Source organism: Geofilum sp. OHC36d9 (genome assembly GCF_052400685.1).
Taxonomy (GTDB): domain Bacteria; phylum Bacteroidota; class Bacteroidia; order Bacteroidales; family Marinilabiliaceae; genus CAZHHH01.
The window spans coordinates 344,071-364,748 of record NZ_JBQTGJ010000002.1; the positions used below are offsets into that span (position 1 = coordinate 344,071).

Consider the following 20,678-nt stretch of genomic DNA (forward strand, 5'->3'; position numbering starts at 1 on the left):
AACAACATCCGCGCCGGCACAATCATCCGGCTAACATAAAAACGAATCATATAAAACAAGCTTTAGCAAAGACGTTAAATCAAATAGAGATAACGTCTTTGCAATATGATTCTACCACCAACATTCCATTACGCCATTCAGTAAAAAATAAAATTTCATATGATTATATTTTGTTTTTTAAGGTCATATGGAACTCGCCAGGATAATCATACTTCTGTGTGTGAATCAATTCCCATGGCTCGTTTCATATGATTAAATTTATCTTTCAATGGTCATATGGAACTCTCGATGAATTTTAATCATTCTACTGTGTGTATTTTAGAATGCTAAAATTCATGTTCGTTTCATATGTTTATAATTTGTTTTTCAGTTGCCATATGGAACTCGCCGGGATAATCATGCTTCTGTGTGTGAATCCATTCCCATGGCTCGTTTCATATGATTAAATTAAATTTTGAAAGGCCATATGGAACTCGCCGGAATAATCATTCACCTGTGTGAGAGATTACTCTCATGCTCGTTTCATATATCAACCTGAAGCAGTACTTCACAGCCCAATCAATCTTACTCTAAATCATAAATTATCTATGAGCACACTAAAAGATCTTATAAAAAAAAGTCGAAGCTATCGTCGTTTTTACGAAAACGAGCCAGTCAGCAGTGCAACACTCAAAGAACTGATTGATCTGGCACGTTTATCACCATCGGCCCGTAACGCACAAACAATCAAATACATCATTTCCAACACGCCTGAACGAAATTATTTAATATTTCAGCACCTTGCGTGGGCAGGCTACTTGCACGACTGGCAGGGTCCGGAAAAAGGAGAACGGCCATCAGCCTACCTCATAATGGTTAACGACACCCGAATTTCCGACAACTATTTCTGTGATGAAGGTATCGCAGCCCAAAGCATCCTGCTGGGAGCCACCGAAATAGGCCTTGGAGGTTGCATCATAGGGTCGGTGGAAAGAATGGCGCTTCAAAAAGCCCTCAACATTCCTCCATACTTTAAAATCATACAGGTCATAGCCATCGGAAAACCAAAAGAAACGGTTATAATTGAAGAAACCGTAAATGGTAAAATAAAATATTACAGGGATGAAAAAGGAAATCACCACGTCCCCAAACGACCATTAAATGAAATTATCTTATCCCTGTAAACAAAACGGGCCTTACAAAAACAGTAAGGCCCGTTCTGTTTATCGACAAAAAGTCCAGAAACCCAACTGATCAACCAATATTTATTGAGAAAAAACCAGATAAATTACCATAAAACTCTATTTTTGTCTGAATCATCAACCATCTCATGTAATTTATTGTTATAAATAAACGATTTGTCAATTGCTGGCAATCGTCATGATTTCAGTCGCCCGGAAGGGGTGTTATTAAAAATATAAAAAATGGATTTTTCCTTACACGGCAATCACGGCTACGTGAAAACAGAAACATATGACGACGAAACGACCCTGAAATTATCTGAAGTCTATTTGGAGTCAATCAAACTATTAGGCGAAGACCCCACACGTGAAGGCCTTCAAAAAACACCATTAAGAGTAGCTAAGGCTATGCAGTTTCTTACTCAGGGCTACAATATGAACCCTGATGAAATCATCCGTTCAGCCATATTTAAAGAAGATTATCAACAAATGGTTGTCGTAAAAGATATTGAACTTTATTCCATGTGCGAACACCATTTGTTACCGTTCTTTGGGAAAGCACATGTGGCCTATATTCCACGCCATCATATCACCGGGCTGAGTAAAATTGCACGCGTTGTTGAGGCTTTTGCCCGTCGAATGCAGGTGCAGGAACGATTAACCACACAAATAAAGGATTGTATTCAAAACACCTTAAATCCACTGGGGGTAGCAGTTGTTATTGAAGCACAACACATGTGCATGCAAATGCGCGGTGTGCAAAAACAACACTCGGTAACTACAACATCTGATTTTACCGGTGCCTTTTTGAAAAATATGGCAACACGTCAAGAATTTTTAAATATAATAGGGTCTAATCTTCACTAGTAATTTTTGCCTATAGAACCAACGAAGTGTACCCCCAAAAAAAACAAAATAATGATTGATGTTTTTCTCTTTATTTTACAAAAAAAGGGAACACTGTCATTTTCGTTACTTTCATTTTTCAAACTTTGGGAGTTATAAATATCAAGCATCGTATTTGGTCGCACATTAACTAACACAAAAAACATGAAACGTGCCATGAGTAAAATTTGGCTTCGCTGATCTTTGATTCTCACAAAGGAAGATGAATTATGTCGGCGAGTTCCATAGGACCTTAAAAATTAAATAATAGACACATGAAAATATCTGTTTTCGTTTTAACGCTATTATCTGTAATGATATTACCAGTGCAGGCTCAGAAATTTCAATTAGGCGTAAAAGTGGGCTACAATTCAACATCGTTCAACACCTCAAACTATAAGGATTTCGAATTCTCAGGTGCCAGTGACGATTTCAAAAATGGCTATCTATTCGGTGCTTACAGTCGGATTGGTCTTCTTGGCAACCTTTCATTGCAACCTGAAATTTATTATTCAAAAAAAACTGGCAGCACCAATTTCTCCAACATTACAGGTGACCTCACCAAAGAAAAAGTGACCTATTATAGTTGGGATGTTCCCATCTTGGCTCACCTGGAAATCATCGATCTTAAAATTCTAAAAATTTATGGTATAGGAGGTCCGGTAGCCTCCTTCAAAACAGACGATAAATCCTCTTTTCCTATCACCAACACCAACAACTATACAGGTGAGGACTTAAAAAAGATGAACTGGAATATGCAACTAGGCGGCGGTCTGCAAATCAGCAAACTCACATTCGACATTCGTTACGAGTGGGGCCTTAATGATGTGTCGGATGCAGGGATGGATCGTAAAAGCAAAGCATTACTACTGTCGCTTGGGTATCGTCTGTTTTAGCACAAAAAAAGAAAACAATACTAACAATCGTCTATTATGATAAATAAACGCCTTGTTTTTTAAACGTCATTTATCTCCAAAATAAACATTACGATCCAGGGAGACAAAACAATCTCCTTTATCATTATGATGTAAAAGCTAAATCATATGAAGTACATATTTATTAATCTGTTATTGATACCACAATTATTATTTGCACAGTTACAGGTTTCTCATAATGAACTAAAAAATAAAGACTACTTTCCGATAGTCAATTCGAAAACAGTGGCAACGATTGTTTACGACACAAACGACTATAGTGTTGTAAAAAAAACATCGGAATTATTTTCTTCAGATATTGAGCTCATCTCAGAAAAATTGCCAACTATTGTATCGACAGACAGCAAATTAAAAAACAATATAATTATCATTGGAACAATCGGTAAAAACAAACTTATCGACCAGCTTATTGCAGAAAAAAAACTTGACGTTGCTGACATTAAAGGCCAATGGGAACGTTATACCATCCAAACCTTTGATAAACCATTTAAAGGGGTTAAAAAAGCACTCGTCATAGCCGGAAGTGACAAACGGGGTACGGCCTATGGTGTTTTTACTGTTTCAGAAAAAATTGGCGTATCACCCTGGTATTGGTGGGCTGATGTACCCGCTAAAAAAAGTAAAGAACTATACGTTAGCAACAATACAGTTATCTCAAAACAACCCTCGGTAAAATACCGTGGCATATTTATAAATGATGAAGACTGGGGATTACATCCATGGGCTGGGAAAAATATGGATAAGGACATTGCTGATATTGGACCCAACACCTATGAAAAAATATTTGAGCTCCTACTTCGTTTAAAAGGAAACATAATGGCCCCGGCCATGCACGAGTGTACCAAAGCTTTTTATACCGTACCTGGAAATATGGAAATGGCCAATAAATACGGTATAATGATAACCACCAGCCATTGCGAACCTCTGTTGTACAATAATGCCAGCGAATGGGACAAAAAAAAACAAGGAAACTGGAACTATGTGACCAATAAAAATGAAATCGTAAAAGCGCTTGATAGCCGTGTAAAACAAGCTTATAAAAACGATAACATTTATACCATTGCCTTACGTGGGATGCACGATAGTAAAATGGAAGCAGGTTCAGAAGAGGAAAAACTTCAAACGTTATCCGAAGCCATAAAAGATCAACGGTCACTGCTCTCAAAATATATTAATAAGCCTCTCACAGAAATACCACAAATTTTTGTTCCATACAAGGAAGTCCTCAGCATTTATGAGATGGGCTTAAAACTGCCTGAAGAAATCACAATAGTATGGCCTGACGATAATTATGGATACATTAAAAGACTCAGCAACAAAGATGAACAAAAACGAAAAGGCGGTGCAGGAGTCTATTATCACATTTCATACCTTGGTTGGCCAAACGACTATTTGTGGCTAAATACAACCCCACCTGCTCTTATGTATGCAGAAATGCAAAAAGCATACGAGTTGGGAGCACAAAAATACTGGCTACTAAACGTTGGCGACATAAAACCAGGTGAAATGGGAATGCAGCTCTTTCTTGATATGGCTTGGGATATGGACCAATTTAATTTTGAAAATATTAATGATTATCAGGTCAATTTCCTTTCCTCCATTTTTGGGGAAGAGTATAAAAAAGACTTTAAACACATTCTGGACAGATACTATTTTCACGGTTTCACACGCAAACCTGAGTTTATGACATGGGATTGGCGATGGAACAGTTTGTTTCATACTGAAAATGTAAAAGACACAGAATTCTCATTCATTAATTATAACGAAGCAGAAAGTCGGTTGAATGAATATAAAGCAATTGCAAACCAAGCCGAAACTATTTTAAACCAATTACCACAAGAAAAAAAAGCTGCATTTTTCGAACTGGTGTATTATCCCGTTAAAGGAGCTTCGTTATATAATCACGAAATGCTGATCGGACAGAAAAATCGCTGGTATGCTAAGCAGAACAGATCGACCACCAACATCCTGTCCGAGAAAGTTAAACAATATCACGACAGTTTGGCAATACTTACTGACGAATACAATAGTTTACTCAACGGAAAATGGAACGGGATGATGACTGCGCCGGGATTCTTGCCTAAAATACAACTATCGCCCACTCGAACCATTGAATTACCGCAAACTTCAGAAATGGGAATATTTGTTGAAGGGCAAAAAAATGACTCAGACCAACTAACTCTTCCCGAATTCAACAACCGATTTAACGAAACTCATTTCGTTGAGGTATACAATAACAGTACAACCCCTTTAAAATGGCAAGCTTCTACTTCTGAAAAATGGATAAAAATTAACATTTCAGAAGGAGAAACAACAACACAGGAGCGAATTCTGGTATCAATCGACTGGGATATAATTCCAACTCAAAAAGCAGAAGGATATATCCTGGTATCAGATGGAACAACTTCCACACGAATTCAGGTTAAAGCCAGTTCGTTTGAAAAGGATTTAGACAATTTATTTGTACCTAACGATGGCGTTATCAGTATCAGCCCTGTTGATTTCCAGCGCAAAAAAGAAAATGGTAACATTAAATTCCAAAAAATAGAAGGTTTAGGATATACCAATTCTTCCCTTCAATTGGGCAATGCCAAATACAACTCAGGCATGGAATCGTTTGTTGAATATGACTTTTATGCATCAAAAAGCGGAGAAACAACCATTTACACCTACATGCTACCGCTATTTGCAAAAGACACATTTCACAGTACGCGCTATGGCATACAGGTTGACGACATGGAGATAACAACACAAAAAAATGACGTAAAAGAGTATTCCCATCAATGGGCGGCCAATGTCATCCGAAACAGCGCCATAAACAAAACAAAAATATTTCTTGACAAACCCGGAAAACATACCCTTCGTATTTATTCCATTGATCCGGGTATGATTATTCAAAAAATTATGATTGATTTTGGCGGATTAAAAAAATCTTATCTTGGTGCTGTGCCTGCAAATAATAATTGACGCTAAAGCATCGTACACATAAAACACATTAATCAAATAGAGCCAACAAAACTTTCATAAGTGTTTTGTTGGCTCTAACAATACCATCAATGTCTGTCAAATAGGACATCAGATTTTCATTACGATAAAGGCTATTTTAAAAGATATCAGTTTTTATCGGCTACGGTACCGTATTTCTTTTTCGGATAAAGCATTACCGCTTTCCCTTCACGGCCATCCAGATTCAACTCCATTGGATACTTGCAACGCACATGTCGCACCAGATCGGTTTCACTAATTACCGATTGTTGATTCAACCATTCAACGTCAAACCGTCCTTGACCGCTAAAAGTATTAACATAAATATAGGCGACTCGTAATGAAGTCAAATTCTGAAAAAAGTGAGTACCCTGACTGGGCTCGACATGATAATTTTCGAGTCCCATCTCCACGATAGCGCGTGCGCCACAAATCTGGCCCCATTTTACAGGCACTCCCAGCCAGGGATCCTGCGACCCCCACCTGCCAGGACCAACCAACAGATAAGGTCTGTTTTCTTTCTGTAGTCGGTCGTTAAAAAGCTCAATTTCCTGAGCTATTGTAGTATTTTGAGAAGGGTTATACACCTCTGGCTTGACATAAACCACATCCATAATTTCATCTATGGTACCATCTCCCAAAGCAGATTCGCTATACAAAAAGGCATCAGATGAATCCTGCACACCTATGGCTGTGCCTAAAGAACTACGGCTATCCACTATAGGTCTGATTTGCAACAGATAAAAAACCGACGAAGCATCTGAAGGCGTTTGTAAATCAACGGCGAACTCTATTTCCACCGGTTGGTTCATTTCCTTCTGGCCAATGGCCAAAACTTCCTTCATAATATTTGCCAACGGGAAAGCATCATATTTCAAAATGTTGGCAAAAGTAACCAACGGAAATCCCTCTCCCATGGTGCCGTCTTTAATCATGTGGTTCTGCAAATCAAAAACAGAGCCAATCCATCGCAGAGATCCATCCTGTAAAGCCTGCTGCAGGTTGCACTTCAACAGGTTCATGCCATCATCGGTCGATGGTTTAAAATGCCCACTATCGAGATCCAAAGCGTAAAACATTTTCTGCGTTTCGCGCATGACCATTTCTGGAGACGATAGTTGAATCACTTTTTGGGGGTATTCCGGCGAAAATCGTAATGAAGTTCCCCCCTCCACAATATATTTACCCAATCCCAATGCCACATTTACAATCCCTTCATCCGAACGTTCGGGTGCTATGGGGTAAAAATTAACCGAGCGGCCCACCCCTGAAAACGTTGGATAAAAACGATTATCATGTGGCTGCCCTACCGCTTCCTGCAAAACAATTCCCATACGCTCTTCATCAATCAGATTCATGGTGCTGGTCATATAGGCTTTACTCGATTTAAAATAGACCGACGCATATACACACTTAATTGCTTCCGCCATTTGACGGGCCATCAGCTTACTATCAGAATGATGGGCCACCATGTAAGTAGAATATATACCCGCAAAAGGCTGATAATCGCTATCCTCCAGCATACTGGACGACCGGACCGCTACAGGGCGTTTCAGGACTTTCGCCAGCATCTCAAGATTATTCAAAATATCGCGTGGTAAACTGGCTTTTACAAATTGGTCCAAAATTTCAGTGTCACTGGCATCGGATAGTCCCAACGGATACAAATTATTGTTCTCCATAAATGCTTCAAAAACATCAACCCCCAAAACCACCGTCCGGGGTATGGTAATAACAACATCTTCAAAAGACTTAAAAACCGGGTATTTCTTAATCAAAGTGCTTAAAAATGCCAGCCCACGTGCTTTTCCTCCCAGCGATCCCTCTCCCATTCGCGAAAAAGTGACATAATCGTCGTATCGCTCACTATCAAACGTCGCAATAATACCACGCCCTTTATACATGCGAAAATGCGCAATAATATGAAACAATTCATGTTTGGCCTTTTCAATATCCGAATCATCATGTACCACTAATTCTTTAACGACAGCCGCAATTGAAAAAAGCGCCCGGGCCCTCAACCATTTCGACACATGGTGACGTTTAAAATGATACAACAACGATTCATTTGGGATGGTCAGTAAGTTATCCTGTAATTCCTTCAGGTTACTGACACGGGCAACCTCCTCACCCGATTTGGGATTGACAAAGATAAAATCGCCAAAAGCCAGATAATTATTCAAAAAATCACGCAACTCCTGAAGTAATAATTTGGATTGCTTGTAAATAAAACCAACCCTAAGATCCTTTGCCAGATATTGATTTCTCTTATCAGACGACTGCAACAAAAACGGCATATAAGGATTATCTCTTTTAACCTGTCGGGCCAAACTGAGTCCGGCCTGCCTGTCTTTTTTCCCTTTACGGTTAAACGACACATCTGAAATAATACCCAAAATATTTTTCTGATACGCCTGATACAGGGTTACGGCTTCTTCGTACGTTCGAGCCAAAAGAATTTTAGCCCGACCACGCATACGCATCATTTGCTGGTGCTCATTCAGCCCTTCAGTCATAAACTTACGTGACTGCTTGAAAAGAATTTTATAAATAAGCGGTAAATAACTGGAATAAAACCGAACAGAATCTTCAACCAACAAAATACATTGTACCCCTACTTCATTTACATCGTAAGGCGCATTCATGCCATCCTCAATCAACTTAATTATAGCCAGCAGCAAATCGGTATTGCCCAACCAACAAAAGACATAATCAACCGCGCTGGTATCTTCCTTGCTAAGTTTTAACGACACCTCACGCGAAAAGGGCGTCAAAACAACAATCGGGATATGAACATAGGTGTCCTTAATCTTTTTTGACAAAGAAAACGGATCCATTCCACCCACGCTTAACATCGTAATAACAAGATCAATTTGAGATGATTGCAAAACCTCAAACGCAGCCTCAGCTGATGCTACCTGCACAAATTGTGGCGCCTGACGTAGGTTTAACGATACATACTCATTAAATATCTGCTCATCAATACGACCATCTTCTTCCAGCATAAACGCATCATAACTACTACAAATCAATAAAACTCTATGAATACGACGCTGCATTAACTGATCAAAAGCAGTCTCCTCAAATTTATTTTGAGCGTTATGGTACACTTGTTCCAAATTTATCATCACACCTTGTTTAAAAAAATAAAAATACACTATTACTTTCAAAACCCAAGTTTTAGCAAGCATAATAAGCCCTACAACAACACTTCAAACTCCTTTTGATGGACTTCATGCCCCCAATCAGCCAGTTCAATATTAAATAAAGTTAAAGATGACCAACTTATCAAATCTGTTTCTATTTTTGCACTGTGATAAATGAATGACTATTCATTCATTAAAAATATTAGTATGGCAAAAGCTATCGATGAAGAAAAACTAAAACGGATAAAAGAAGCTGCCATTGAGTTAATTGTTAAAAACGGTTACGGCGGCGCATCTATATCGGCCATAGCAAGCCGGGCTGATGTCGCCACAGGCTATTTATATCGCTTTTATCCGGGGAAATATGAACTAGTCAGCGATCTGCTAAATAATAAGGTACATGACATAGCCGACGAAATAGAAAAAATGTATCTGGCACATACAACGGTTGCCCAGGTTAGCCGTCGCTTGATAGACTATTTCTTTCAGCAGGCGGCCGAATTTCCATTTCACATAAGGTTTCTATACATCCTTATTGCCGAATACAAATTTACCATCGGCAACAACGAACGAAATATGATTCTCACCCTATGCCGACAAATTATGAATACTGGTCATTCGTCGGGAGAAATCAACGAAAAATTCCGGGAGGAAGAACTTTTTTTGATGTTGGTTATTTACCCAATCGAATATATCAACCTTCGTTTTAAAGGGTTCATAACCTCCCAATCGCTTGCCGAAAGCGACAAAAACCGCGTGCATCAATTATGTGTCAACGCTTTAAAATAGAATACTAAATACAATCGAATAAATCAAAAACAAATGAAACGAGCCATAAAAATTAAAACAAACAAAAGAAGATGATTATTGTGGCAAGTTCCTTATAACAAATTATAAACATATGAAAGAGATACTGATTACTTTCAGCTTGATGGTAAGTCTTTCACTGGTGGCACAGGATAACCCACCGGTAATGGCTCTCAGTTTTGAAGAAGCCCTTCAGAAAGCGCTGCTTCAAAATGAAACGCTGCAACAATCGGCCCTGCATCATCTCGAAGCAGAACAGGAAGCCAAGGCAGCACGTGGACTACGAATGCCACAAGTATCGCTAAGTGCCAATTATGTTATGATGTCGGAAGACATCACCATAGATATGACGGGTGTACGGGATGCTATCACCCCTATCTACAGTGCCTTGTCGCAATACGGGACATTCTCAGGCGTCCCAAATCCCGATCCTGCCACGTCGGGCGTTATGCCGATATTGACAGATGAAATCTCCACCGCGGCCGTTCGTCAGCAACTGGCCGATGGACTCGTGGAGGTTCAAAATGGTGAATGGGATAAAACAATCCAACAAAAAAACTTTGGATTGGTTAGTACCAATGTTATGTGGCCACTTTTCACCGGGGGAAAAATTAACGCCGCCAACAAAGTAGCACAACTTAAAATTAATGAATCGGAACTGATCAACCATCAAAAAACGGCTGCTATCTATCGCGAACTCACGGAAAGATATTTCGGGCTCGCATTGGCATGGCGGGTAACTGCCGTTCGGAAAGAAGTTCTAGAAGCCATGCAACTCCACCTCTCTGATGCCGAAAAACTAAACCGCGAAGGCATAATCTCAAAGGCTGAACTACTGCATGCCCAGGTGTTTCATGCGCAGGCCGATCGCGAATACAAAAAAGCACAACGCGATTGTGAAGTTGTTAACGAAGCACTCAGAAACACCCTTGCTGAAAACGAAGTCGTTAGCATTACCCCGATTACCGCACTATTTTATTTAAAAGAAATTGAATCAGCCGATTTCTTCAAACAGATGGCGCGCTTCAACAACCCTCAGCTACTTCAGGTTGAGTCGAAAAAAGCCATGGCCGGCGAAGGCGTAAAAGCCCAACGGTCCGACTTCATGCCAACGATAGCTGCCATTGGAACTTACAATTTGGCCGATTACCAGCTGTCACCAAACATTCCAACTTATATGGGTGGCGTAACCCTTAGCTGGAAACTATTTGGCGGTGGCGCGTCACGACATCAATACAAAGCAGCATTATTGGTGGAAGACCAGGTCGACCAGGTGCATCAAAAGGCCATTCGCGATATTGAGACAGGCATAGAAAAATACCACCACGAACTGATGATGACGCTCGAACAACTGGAAGAACTCGAATCGGCCGATCAATTTGCCAGCGAATACTACAGAGTTCAGAAACAAGCTTTTGCAGAAGGGATGGCCACCAGTTCTGATGTGGTAGACGCTTCGCTTGCCACAACCAAAGTACACATTGAACAGTTACAAGCAGCCTATCAATATGAAATCGCATTGGCCAGACTTCTGGAACTGGCAGGCGCCACCGAACAATTCAACGAATATAGAAATAATAGCCAAACCATCGTTTTAAATCAATAATACCATGAATAACAATAAACATCTCATTACCGGAGCCATTATTGCGGCAGGTGTCATTTTTCTTATATACACCACCTGGCTTCTCAGCCGGCCCACCCATCTGGAAATACAGGGGCAAGTTGAAGCCACACAAATGAAAATATCATCCAAAGTAACCGGCCGAATTGATTCGTTAGCCGTAAAAAGAGGCTCAGAAGTTAAAAAAGGCGATTTGCTATTCACCATCGAAAGTCCAGAGGTCGAAGCCAAACTAAACCAGGCGGAAGCCGCACGTTTGGCCGCCGAAGCAATGCATCTAAAAGCCGAAGCCGGCGCACAAAAAGAAGACATTCAGGCCGCCTACAACGTCTATTTAAAAGCGTCTGCAGCACTTGAATATGCCGAAAAAAGCAACCAACGTATTCAAAATTTGTTTAACGAAGGCGTCGTTCCGGCACAAAAACGCGATGAAATGGAGATGCAACTTAAAGTAGCCAAAGAAACAGCTGCTGCTGCCAAAGCCATCTGGGAAAAAGCCAAAGGTGGCGCTCGTATTGAAGATAAAGCAGCAGCCGAAGCCATGGTCAAAAAAGCAGATGCTGTGATCGCCGAAGTACATTCATACCTCGTCGAAACCCGTGTGGAAGCTCCATTTGCAGGCGAAGTAGCCAATTTACTGGCCGAACGCGGAGAACTAACACCCGCCGGCTTCCCCGTCATAACATTGGTAGATCTGAACGACATCTGGTTCGTCTTCAACCTACGGGAAGACTTGCTGGCTGATATTCGAAAAGGCAGCATCATTACCGCCAAAATACCTGCTCTGTCCATGCAGGAAGTGGAACTGCAAGTAAGTTACATCGCACCGTTAGGAGAATTTGCCACCTGGAATGCCACTAAAACATCAGGCGATTTCGATATGAAAACCTTTGAGGTACAAGCCCGGCCAACAAGTAAAATCAAAGATTTGCGTCCCGGCATGAGTGCATTGGTGGACTGGAGAAAAATACACAAATAAAAATAACAGGGCTCAACCATTCAATTAAGATATTATGTACAAACAATTTATAAACAGCCCTTTCGCAAATGTTCTGAAAAGAGAAATTGATCGCATCACTGGTAATTGGATCTATCTTTTCATCACCTTGTTGGGACCGTTGTTCTCCTTCATAATTGTTATGAATATTTTTGTAGCAGGGGTTCCTTCCGATGTGCCTGTTGCACTTGTCGATAACGATAACACGGCCTTGTCACGTCAATTGGGCCGAATGGTTGATGCCACCCGAACGGTTAAAATTTCCGCCGCCCTGCCAACCCTGGAATCAGCCCGCGACCAAATGATGAAGGGACATGTAAACGCAGTATTATACATCCCCTCCGATTTTGAAAAACAAATACAAACCGGAAAAAGTCAACCCATCGAATTATTCATTAACAACTCAAATGTATTGAAAGGCAGCTTGATTCAAAGCGCCATCTACAAAACAGCAGCCACCATGTCAACAGGCGTAAAGCTGCAGGTAGCCATGAAACAAGGAATTCCCCAGACGCAGGCAATGGAACAGGTATATCCATTACGGCTGGACCAACACATTCTGTTCAACCCATTTACCAACTACAGCTATTTTCTGGTGACGGCCTTAATGCCGCTGTTATTAGTAGTGTTTACTCTACTTGGTACCATCTATACAATGGGAATGGAAATACGTCAGGGTACAGCAAAAAACTGGCTTAAAGCGGCCAATCAAAATATGGTCATCGCACTTGCCGGAAAATTTTTGCCTTATCTGTTTTTGATGTTGGTTAACACCGGGGTTATGAATTACATACTGGCGCATCACCTCGGCTTTGCGTTAAAAGGAAACTGGCTGACAATGATGATTGGTCAAACGCTAATGCTAATCGCCTATCAGGCCGCAGCAATCATACTGCTGAGCTTATCAGGTAATACCCGCCTTGCTCTATCGTTGGGCAGTGCCTATTCCATGATGGCCCTGACTTTTTCAGGACTGACCTTTCCTGTTTTCGGGATGCCTCTATTAGCACGAATTTTCGCCCATCTGTTTCCATTCTACTACTGGATGCAAATATTTATGAGCCAGGGGTTACGAGCCGCTCCGGTATACCAAACAGCCATTCCGATCATTGCTATGCTGCTTTTTATACTCATCGGCTTTTTACTCACCCCGAGACTCAAAAGCATCATGACCAACAAATTTTATCAACAAAAAATATAACACGGTACCAAGATGTTTAAAGCAATCAAAAAAGGCAACGAACTGATATCCCGTTTTTACATAGATGAGCTGACAGCTATACTGAAAGACCGTGGAGCACTCCTCATTCTCTTGTTCGCACTATTCATTTACCCCATTATCTATGGTATTGCATACAGAAATGAAGTACTCAGAGATATCCCTGTTGCGGTCATTGATCTGGATAAAACCACTACCAGCCGGCAACTGGTAAGGATGATTGATGCAACAGAGCAGATGAATGTGACCTATCACGTTAGCAGTCTTGACGAAGCCGAAATGCTGTTTCAAAAGGGGCAAATCAATGGAATAATTGCGATACCTCAAAAATTTGAGGAGAAAATGTTTAAAGGTCAACAGGGCGTTGTCAGCGTATATTGCGATGCCGGCTATCTGTTAATTTACAAACAAACCCTATCTGGCACGTTAAAAGCCACTTCAACATTTGCAGCCGGCGTTGAAATAAAACGTTACATGGCCAAAGGTGCCGGTTGGGAACAGGCCCTTCAACTACGCGACCCCATACCACTTCACAGCCACCTGCTATACAATCCGGCTGGCGGATATAACTCATTTATTTTGCCGGGATTGCTCATCATTATATTACAACAAACATTACTCATAGGAACCGGATTACTGGGTGGTACCCGCACCGAACAGAAACGACGCCGGTTTGCCGTACCAACAAATCTAAAAAAAGGCGGAGTTATTCCTGTCGTAGTTGGAAAATCAGGCGCCTATCTCACGCTTTACCTCGTAAATACAATACTGACACAAATATGGGTCTTTCATTGGTTTAACTTACCCGTTAAAGGGACATTACTGCCAGCCACGGCTATCATGCTACCTTTTTTAATGGCTGTCACCTTCTTAGGAGTCGGACTTTCCACACTATTTAAACGACGGGAACATTCAATCCTTTTCATGGTATTTCTATCCCCCATCATCTTATTTCTGTCAGGTTTATCATGGCCCGCCGAAGCGATACCACAATGGCTCTATTTGGCTTCACATCTATTCCCTTCAACCGTAGCAGTTCCTGGCATGATAAGGGTTCAATTACTTGGCGCAAATATTTATCAGGTAGCTCACGAAGTGGGTTTCTTAATGATCCAGGCAACCGTATATTTCATCATGGCTCTGGCTCTATTTTACAGGGCAGCTAAAAAAAGACAATAAAAAAGAGAAAAAGGCCATCAGTCAGAAGCTTAATATTGCCTGTATTGGAAACACGAACATCTAACTAACAATAATTAAAGAAAATGTGATGGGAATTCAATATATTTGCGCTGGCAAAACAACGTTTTTGTCGAAGTTAATATTTACCAACAGGTAGTTAAGAGGCTGAAACCGATTTTGAATGAAGAACATCCGTAACTTTTGCATCATTGCCCATATCGACCATGGGAAAAGTACATTGGCCGACCGATTGCTAGAGCTGACCAAAACGGTTACCGAAAAAGAGTCGCAGGATCAGGTGCTGGACAGCATGGACCTGGAGCGTGAACGTGGAATCACCATCAAAAGTAAAGCCATACAAATGCAGTATGAGCATAACCACGAATGGTTCACGCTCAACCTTATTGACACCCCGGGACACGTGGACTTCGCCTATGAGGTATCACGATCCATTGCCGCCTGCGAAGGGGCGCTGCTCATAGTAGATGCCACGCAGGGCATACAGGCTCAAACCATCAGTAATCTATACCAGGCGGTAGAGCACGATTTGACCATTATACCGGTTCTTAATAAAATGGACATGCCCAATGCCATGCCCGAAGAAGTAGAGGACCAGATTGTGGATCTTATCGGATGCGAACGCAGTGAAATAATACATGCTTCGGGAAAAACCGGACAAGGAGTCGCTGAAATTCTTGAAGCAATTGTTGAAAGAGTTCAGCCGCCGATAGGTGATCCTGAAGCGCCGCTTCAAGGTCTTATTTTCGACTCAGTATTCAATTCCTTCCGGGGCATTATTGCCTATTTCAAGGTCACTAATGGCGAAATACACAAAGGCGACTTTGTAAAATTTGTAAACACCGGTAAAGAATATTATGCCGACGAAGTTGGCATTCTCGGGCTCAACCTAATTCCCCGGGACACACTTAAAACGGGCGATGTAGGCTATATCATCTCCGGCATCAAAACCAGCAAGGAGGTAAAAGTAGGTGATACGATCACGCATGTAAAACGCCCATGTACCAAAGCTATTGCAGGTTTTGAAGAGGTTAAACCGATGGTATTTGCGGGGGTCTTCCCCATCGATACAGAAGACTATGAGGACCTCAGGGCTTCCATTGAAAAGCTTCAGTTAAACGATGCATCACTCACCTTCTTCCCCGAATCATCGGCAGCGCTGGGTTTCGGCTTTCGCTGCGGATTTTTGGGTCTGCTGCACATGGAGATAGTACAGGAACGTCTCGACCGTGAATTTAATATGGACGTTATCACAACTGTGCCAAACGTCCCCTATTTGGCTTACACAAAAAAAGGCGAAAAGATTGAAGTCCATAACCCCTCCGCGTTGCCCGACATGGGAATACTCGATTATGTGGAGGAACCTTACATTAGTGCACAAATCATTACCCATGTTGATTATATAGGTAATTTAATGACGCTGTGTCTGGGGAAACGTGGCGAGCTGGTAAAACAACACTACCTGACAACCGACCGGGTTGAATTGGAATTCAACATGCCATTGGCTGAAATAGTATTTGATTTTTACGACAAACTTAAAAGCATTTCGAAAGGCTATGCTTCTTTCGACTATCATACCACCGGTTACCGTTTATCAAAACTCGTCAAACTGGATATTCTTCTTAATGGAGAAAACGTAGATGCACTATCAGCTCTTACCCACGTGGACAACGCCTACAGCATAGGAAAACGGATGTGCGAGAAGCTCAAGGAACTTATTCCCCGTCAACAGTTCGACGTTGCCATACAGGCTGCCATTGGTGCCAAAATAATATCACGCGAAACAGTCAAGGCAGTTCGGAAAGATGTAACGGCTAAATGTTATGGAGGAGACATTTCGCGTAAACGCAAACTTCTGGAAAAACAAAAGAAAGGGAAGAAGCGAATGAAACAGGTAGGTAACGTAGAGGTACCTCAAAAAGCTTTCCTTGCAGTGCTCAAATTAGATTAATTGGGCAACATAAACCAAGCGTCGGGCGGTCCTAAAATGACAGCGACGGCCTGAACGCATTACTCATTTCTAAAAAAGTCAACCGTTGATTCCAAATCAGCGATCCTCAAAAACCAGTCAACCGCAATCACTCTTTGGCTTTTTACGCCTGCCGCTCTCCTTTCACACCTGCTCCACCAATATTACGCAACCTAAATAACCTGTTAAGCAAATCAAACCAAAATGGAGAACCCAACGACAGAGCAATGGCTGTTAACAAACAACCAAAAATATAGAGCAGCCAATCACCATAAGTTTGCAAATTGAACTTAAAATCAACAATACTACCAATGTGTTGCGACTCCTTCAATAAATGATGTACCTCAACATTCAGACTATCAATTTGTGCTCGTTCATTCTTTGTTAAACGTCCGGCATCCTGATAACTTTGCACATAACCAGCCGCTGCATTTACCATCTCCAATCGCGCTTCATCATTAGTCCCCAACTGACGGGTTATCTCAATGGTATTCACATTAAGCGCAAACGCTACTACCATGCCGGCCAAAAAAGTTATCAAACGTGTTTTGCGCTGATACCATTCAGAGGCCCGATCCATTGTATCATTAAACCAATCCGCTGACAATTCCTTAAACTTCTCCAAATCGCTTCCAGCCTCATCAATCATATTTATAATCTGAAGATGAGTTGGATTTTTCTCATCCAAATTAGCCTTCAAAGAAGACAAATTGGTGTCATCTGAATAGACATAACCAATTGCATGCAATAAACTATTCGCAAAAGTTTTTGGTTTGATATAGGTCGGAAAAATCTCCTTTCCTCTCTTTGAGATATTCCCCAAAAAACGAATTTCTGGCTGATTAAAAAACAAGCCACTAAGATTCTCCGGCAATTGCTTGTTAACATCACCCGCTTCGCTGTCTGCAATCCCGCTTTGCATCGAGTTATCAAGCATACGATGAATCGCTTCCTGTAAATTCTTACCACGCAACTTTAGAAGCACAGTAACAATCTCAGTTAGCGCCGTAACCAACAGGCTAAATATGGCATATATAAATATTAAGCCAATGGCAATATCAAGTGCAGGATTGTTCATACCGGGGAAATAAAATCAGCAACCTAAAACTTTTAAAACCAAACCGAAACCAGTTTATAAAGATAAAACAAACTTCTCTCAATAAGCAAATAAATTCAAACAGATAGCCGTCTGCAAAAGAACGATTCATAACACCATAGTGTAAACAGATAAAAATAATGAAAACGCTAATTTACAACCGATCGCCTCAACTCAAAATACATATCATTCATTAATATCCAAACAATAAAAAACCGACCCACGAAAAATATCGCAGGTACGGTTCAATGCTTTAAATCCCCAAAAAAGGAATTACATCACCAATTTATAACCTTTACCGTGAACATTAAGAATTTCAACAGCAGGCTCTTCTTTCAAATGCTTGCGCAACTTGGTAATATAAACATCCATGCTACGGGCATTAAAATAATTATCGTCAACCCAAATGGTTTTAAGGGCAAAATTACGTTCCAAAACCCGATTGGCATTATTACACAAAAGCTTGAGTAACTCTGACTCTTTGGTAGTCAATTTAACCACTGACTCACCGTCGATCAGTTGTTGCTTTTGTGTGTCAAACTTAAACTTCCCAATTTGGAAAACATCCTGACTGGCTAAAGTTCCTTTGGTTCGGCGCAAAATAGCTTCAATACGGAAAAGTAACTCTTCCATACTAAACGGTTTAGTCAAATAATCGTCGGCACCAATTTTAAAGCCCTGAAAGATGTCATCTTTCATCGATTTGGCTGTCAAAAAGATAATGGGCACCTCGGTGTTTACCATTCTAATCTCTTTGGCCAAAGTGAATCCGTCCTTTTTAGGCATCATAACGTCAAATATACAGACGTCGTACTTGTTACTCATAAAGGCTTCGTAACCAGCCTCGCCATCAGGCATCAGGTCGGTATCGTAACCCTTAGCTACCAAATATTCTCTGAGTAACATACCCAGGTTTTCATCGTCTTCGGTCAGGAGAATTTTATATTCTTTTTCCATTCCTTTTTGCTTTTAAGGGGTATAAATATTTCGAATTTTGTTCCTACATTAACTTCACTTTCAACCTTAATTTGGGCGCCATGGTCTTCCACTATCTTCTTCACATAGGCCAATCCCAAACCAAACCCTTTCACATTATGAACGTTACCTGTTGGCACGCGGTAAAACTTTTCAAAAATGCGTTTCAGGTTATCTTTTGAAATGCCCAACCCGTTATCTTTAACCATAATGACCAAACCAGTTGGTCTGTTCCAGGTCTTCACATAAATAATCGGCGTCCCTTTTCTATATTTAAAGGCATTATCCAACAAATTAAAAACAACATTGGTAAAATGCATCTCATCCACTTCGGCAAAAGGCTGTTTGGCATCTAATCGTTCAATAATCTTGCCTTTTTGTGAATCAACCTTTATCCTAAACGAATTCACAACACCATGCACCAGCTCATTAACGTTGAGATTCTTAGTTTTAAGGCCGGCCTTTTCTTTGTCAAAGATAGCCATTTGGAGGACTTTTTCAACTAAAAAGCTCAAACGTTTACTTTCATCCTGTACAACACCCGAAATATGCTGCAATGTGGACGCAGATTTAGAAACACCTCCGTCCTTTAACATTTGTGAAGCCAACGAAATGGTAGATATTGGTGTTTTGAACTCATGCGTCATATTATTGATAAAATCATTTTTAATTTCATCAAGATTTTTCTGCCGTACAATAATTACCATTGTAAGTATCGACAACAACATCATTACCAATGTAAAAAAAACTGAGGGAACCACCATTCCCATCGATTCCATTATAAAGTTAGGACGTTTCGGGAAATATACCAAAACATAATTGGCTTTTGGGTGTAAATCATTGGGAAATAACTGTTTTTGATAAGTTAAATCAGCTTGTTCGCGGTTAAAACTTGAAGTTGAAATAACCAATACGCCCCGCGAGTCATAAATTCCAAACTCAAATGGCAAACGAATACCACGTTCTTCGAACACCTGAACCAATGAAACGTCCATTTTTTCACGCGTAATACGCTCCTGAATGGGTCGTTCACTACTAATGAAATCGCGCATCAAACGGGCCTGCTGTTCATCAAACTTAGATTGTATCTGTGCCTGAATATTCTGAAGCACCTGCGTTATAGGATCCGTTTTATCATTAAAATTATAGCCAATCGGTTTTTTATCCTGATGCGAATAGACCAATGAGTCCTTCTCATCATAAGTGTATAGACGTGTACTCAACTGGTTTCCCTGGATGGAAAAATCAAGAGAAATATCGTATTTGAACAAATCATCGTCAAGCAATTTCTGATTTTGACCAGGAAAATACTGCTTCCCTTTGCTCAAATTAGAAGGTACAGCAATGGAACTACCCAAATCCAACTGAGCCCCTAGCTCTGAGGTCTCATTCATTTCCAGTCGGTTCACCACCTGATCCATTGACTGTCTTACAAGCTGATCAAAATGATCCTCTTTAATTTGTGTCGCATTTTTGATCCATAACAGCTGGACGTATATAAGCCCAATTAAAGTTATCGATATTACGATAATTAAAATCTGAATAAATCTTCTGCTCATGCGGCAAAATTAAGTCCAATAAAATGATTTAACACCCGGCTTAACAATAATTAACGACATTCATCTGAAACCCAATAAGTTTCAATTATTATGATAAAGCCTCTCTCAGGCTCGGCATCAAACA

14 protein-coding genes are annotated in these 20,678 nt (G+C 40.6%); 10 read left to right on the forward strand and 4 right to left on the reverse strand.

Going from position 1 to position 20,678, the window contains the following annotated elements; all coding sequences use genetic code 11:
• The first annotated feature begins 587 nt into the window (after positions 1-587).
• The 4 genes from ACT3CD_RS04185 to ACT3CD_RS04200 all read left to right on the forward strand — a co-directional run bounded on the left by ACT3CD_RS04185 (position 588) and on the right by ACT3CD_RS04200 (position 5,947).
• Positions 588-1,163, forward strand: coding sequence for a nitroreductase family protein (locus ACT3CD_RS04185; RefSeq protein WP_444643237.1), 576 nt, complete (start codon positions 588-590; stop codon positions 1,161-1,163).
• Between the two features lie 240 nt (positions 1,164-1,403).
• Positions 1,404-2,027, forward strand: coding sequence for a GTP cyclohydrolase I FolE (gene folE, locus ACT3CD_RS04190; RefSeq protein ID WP_444643239.1), 624 nt, complete (start codon positions 1,404-1,406; stop codon positions 2,025-2,027).
• A 293-nt stretch (positions 2,028-2,320) separates the two neighbouring features.
• Positions 2,321-2,941, forward strand: coding sequence for a porin family protein (locus ACT3CD_RS04195; RefSeq protein WP_444643241.1), 621 nt, complete (start codon positions 2,321-2,323; stop codon positions 2,939-2,941).
• A gap of 147 nt (positions 2,942-3,088) precedes the next feature.
• Positions 3,089-5,947: a glycosyl hydrolase 115 family protein gene (locus ACT3CD_RS04200; protein ID WP_444643243.1), complete on the forward strand. Its 2,859-nt coding sequence runs from the start codon at positions 3,089-3,091 to the stop codon at positions 5,945-5,947.
• 146 nt (positions 5,948-6,093) lie between these two features.
• On the opposite strand, the gene ACT3CD_RS04205 is transcribed toward ACT3CD_RS04200, so the two are convergent.
• Entirely contained in the window at positions 6,094-9,093 is a 3,000-nt protein-coding gene (locus ACT3CD_RS04205; protein WP_444643245.1) for a PEP/pyruvate-binding domain-containing protein, read from the reverse strand.
• A 225-nt stretch (positions 9,094-9,318) separates the two neighbouring features.
• Between ACT3CD_RS04205 and ACT3CD_RS04210 the strand changes: the two genes are divergently transcribed.
• From ACT3CD_RS04210 to lepA, 6 genes are all read left to right on the forward strand, one after another.
• Entirely contained in the window at positions 9,319-9,900 is a 582-nt protein-coding gene (locus ACT3CD_RS04210) for a TetR/AcrR family transcriptional regulator (RefSeq protein ID WP_444643247.1), read from the forward strand.
• Positions 9,901-10,012: 112 nt separating this feature from the next.
• The gene (locus ACT3CD_RS04215) at positions 10,013-11,524 is read left to right on the forward strand and encodes a TolC family protein (protein ID WP_444643249.1); all 1,512 of its coding nucleotides are present in this window, start codon (positions 10,013-10,015) and stop codon (positions 11,522-11,524) included.
• Positions 11,525-11,528: 4 nt separating this feature from the next.
• Complete coding sequence (locus ACT3CD_RS04220; protein ID WP_444643250.1) at positions 11,529-12,521, forward strand: HlyD family secretion protein; 993 nt, start codon at positions 11,529-11,531, stop codon at positions 12,519-12,521.
• Between the two features lie 34 nt (positions 12,522-12,555).
• Positions 12,556-13,740 (forward strand): ABC transporter permease, encoded by a 1,185-nt coding sequence (locus ACT3CD_RS04225; RefSeq protein ID WP_444643252.1) that lies wholly within the window; start codon positions 12,556-12,558, stop codon positions 13,738-13,740.
• A 12-nt stretch (positions 13,741-13,752) separates the two neighbouring features.
• Complete coding sequence (locus tag ACT3CD_RS04230; RefSeq protein ID WP_444643254.1) at positions 13,753-14,937, forward strand: ABC transporter permease; 1,185 nt, start codon at positions 13,753-13,755, stop codon at positions 14,935-14,937.
• A gap of 181 nt (positions 14,938-15,118) precedes the next feature.
• The gene (lepA, locus tag ACT3CD_RS04235; protein WP_444643256.1) at positions 15,119-16,906 is read left to right on the forward strand and encodes a translation elongation factor 4; all 1,788 of its coding nucleotides are present in this window, start codon (positions 15,119-15,121) and stop codon (positions 16,904-16,906) included.
• Between the two features lie 142 nt (positions 16,907-17,048).
• Here lepA and ACT3CD_RS04240 read toward each other — a convergent pair whose 3' ends face one another.
• The 3 genes from ACT3CD_RS04240 to ACT3CD_RS04250 all read right to left on the reverse strand — a co-directional run bounded on the left by ACT3CD_RS04240 (position 17,049) and on the right by ACT3CD_RS04250 (position 20,554).
• A complete protein-coding gene (locus tag ACT3CD_RS04240) occupies positions 17,049-18,002 on the reverse strand; it encodes a hypothetical protein (protein WP_444643258.1) in 954 nt (317 codons plus the stop codon).
• Positions 18,003-18,293: 291 nt separating this feature from the next.
• The gene (rprY, locus tag ACT3CD_RS04245; RefSeq protein WP_444643260.1) at positions 18,294-18,977 is read right to left on the reverse strand and encodes a response regulator transcription factor RprY; all 684 of its coding nucleotides are present in this window, start codon (positions 18,975-18,977) and stop codon (positions 18,294-18,296) included.
• Entirely contained in the window at positions 18,950-20,554 is a 1,605-nt protein-coding gene (locus ACT3CD_RS04250) for a sensor histidine kinase (RefSeq protein ID WP_444643262.1), read from the reverse strand. The genes rprY and ACT3CD_RS04250 overlap by 28 nt, the downstream gene beginning before the upstream one ends.
• Positions 20,555-20,678 lie beyond the last annotated feature (124 nt).

Excerpts from the sequence above, each read along its gene's own strand:
- ACT3CD_RS04185 (WP_444643237.1), top strand. The coding sequence starts at position 588 with ATGAGCACACTAAAAGATCTTATAAAAAAAAGTCGAAGCTATCGTCGT.
- folE (WP_444643239.1), top strand. The coding sequence starts at position 1,404 with ATGGATTTTTCCTTACACGGCAATCACGGCTACGTGAAAACAGAAACA.
- ACT3CD_RS04195 (WP_444643241.1), top strand. The coding sequence starts at position 2,321 with ATGAAAATATCTGTTTTCGTTTTAACGCTATTATCTGTAATGATATTA.
- ACT3CD_RS04200 (WP_444643243.1), top strand. The coding sequence starts at position 3,089 with ATGAAGTACATATTTATTAATCTGTTATTGATACCACAATTATTATTT.
- ACT3CD_RS04205 (WP_444643245.1), bottom strand. The coding sequence starts at position 9,093 with ATGATAAATTTGGAACAAGTGTACCATAACGCTCAAAATAAATTTGAG.
- ACT3CD_RS04210 (WP_444643247.1), top strand. The coding sequence starts at position 9,319 with ATGGCAAAAGCTATCGATGAAGAAAAACTAAAACGGATAAAAGAAGCT.
- ACT3CD_RS04215 (WP_444643249.1), top strand. The coding sequence starts at position 10,013 with ATGAAAGAGATACTGATTACTTTCAGCTTGATGGTAAGTCTTTCACTG.
- ACT3CD_RS04220 (WP_444643250.1), top strand. The coding sequence starts at position 11,529 with ATGAATAACAATAAACATCTCATTACCGGAGCCATTATTGCGGCAGGT.
- ACT3CD_RS04225 (WP_444643252.1), top strand. The coding sequence starts at position 12,556 with ATGTACAAACAATTTATAAACAGCCCTTTCGCAAATGTTCTGAAAAGA.
- ACT3CD_RS04230 (WP_444643254.1), top strand. The coding sequence starts at position 13,753 with ATGTTTAAAGCAATCAAAAAAGGCAACGAACTGATATCCCGTTTTTAC.
- lepA (WP_444643256.1), top strand. The coding sequence starts at position 15,119 with ATGAAGAACATCCGTAACTTTTGCATCATTGCCCATATCGACCATGGG.
- ACT3CD_RS04240 (WP_444643258.1), bottom strand. The coding sequence starts at position 18,002 with ATGAACAATCCTGCACTTGATATTGCCATTGGCTTAATATTTATATAT.
- rprY (WP_444643260.1), bottom strand. The coding sequence starts at position 18,977 with ATGGAAAAAGAATATAAAATTCTCCTGACCGAAGACGATGAAAACCTG.
- ACT3CD_RS04250 (WP_444643262.1), bottom strand. The coding sequence starts at position 20,554 with ATGAGCAGAAGATTTATTCAGATTTTAATTATCGTAATATCGATAACT.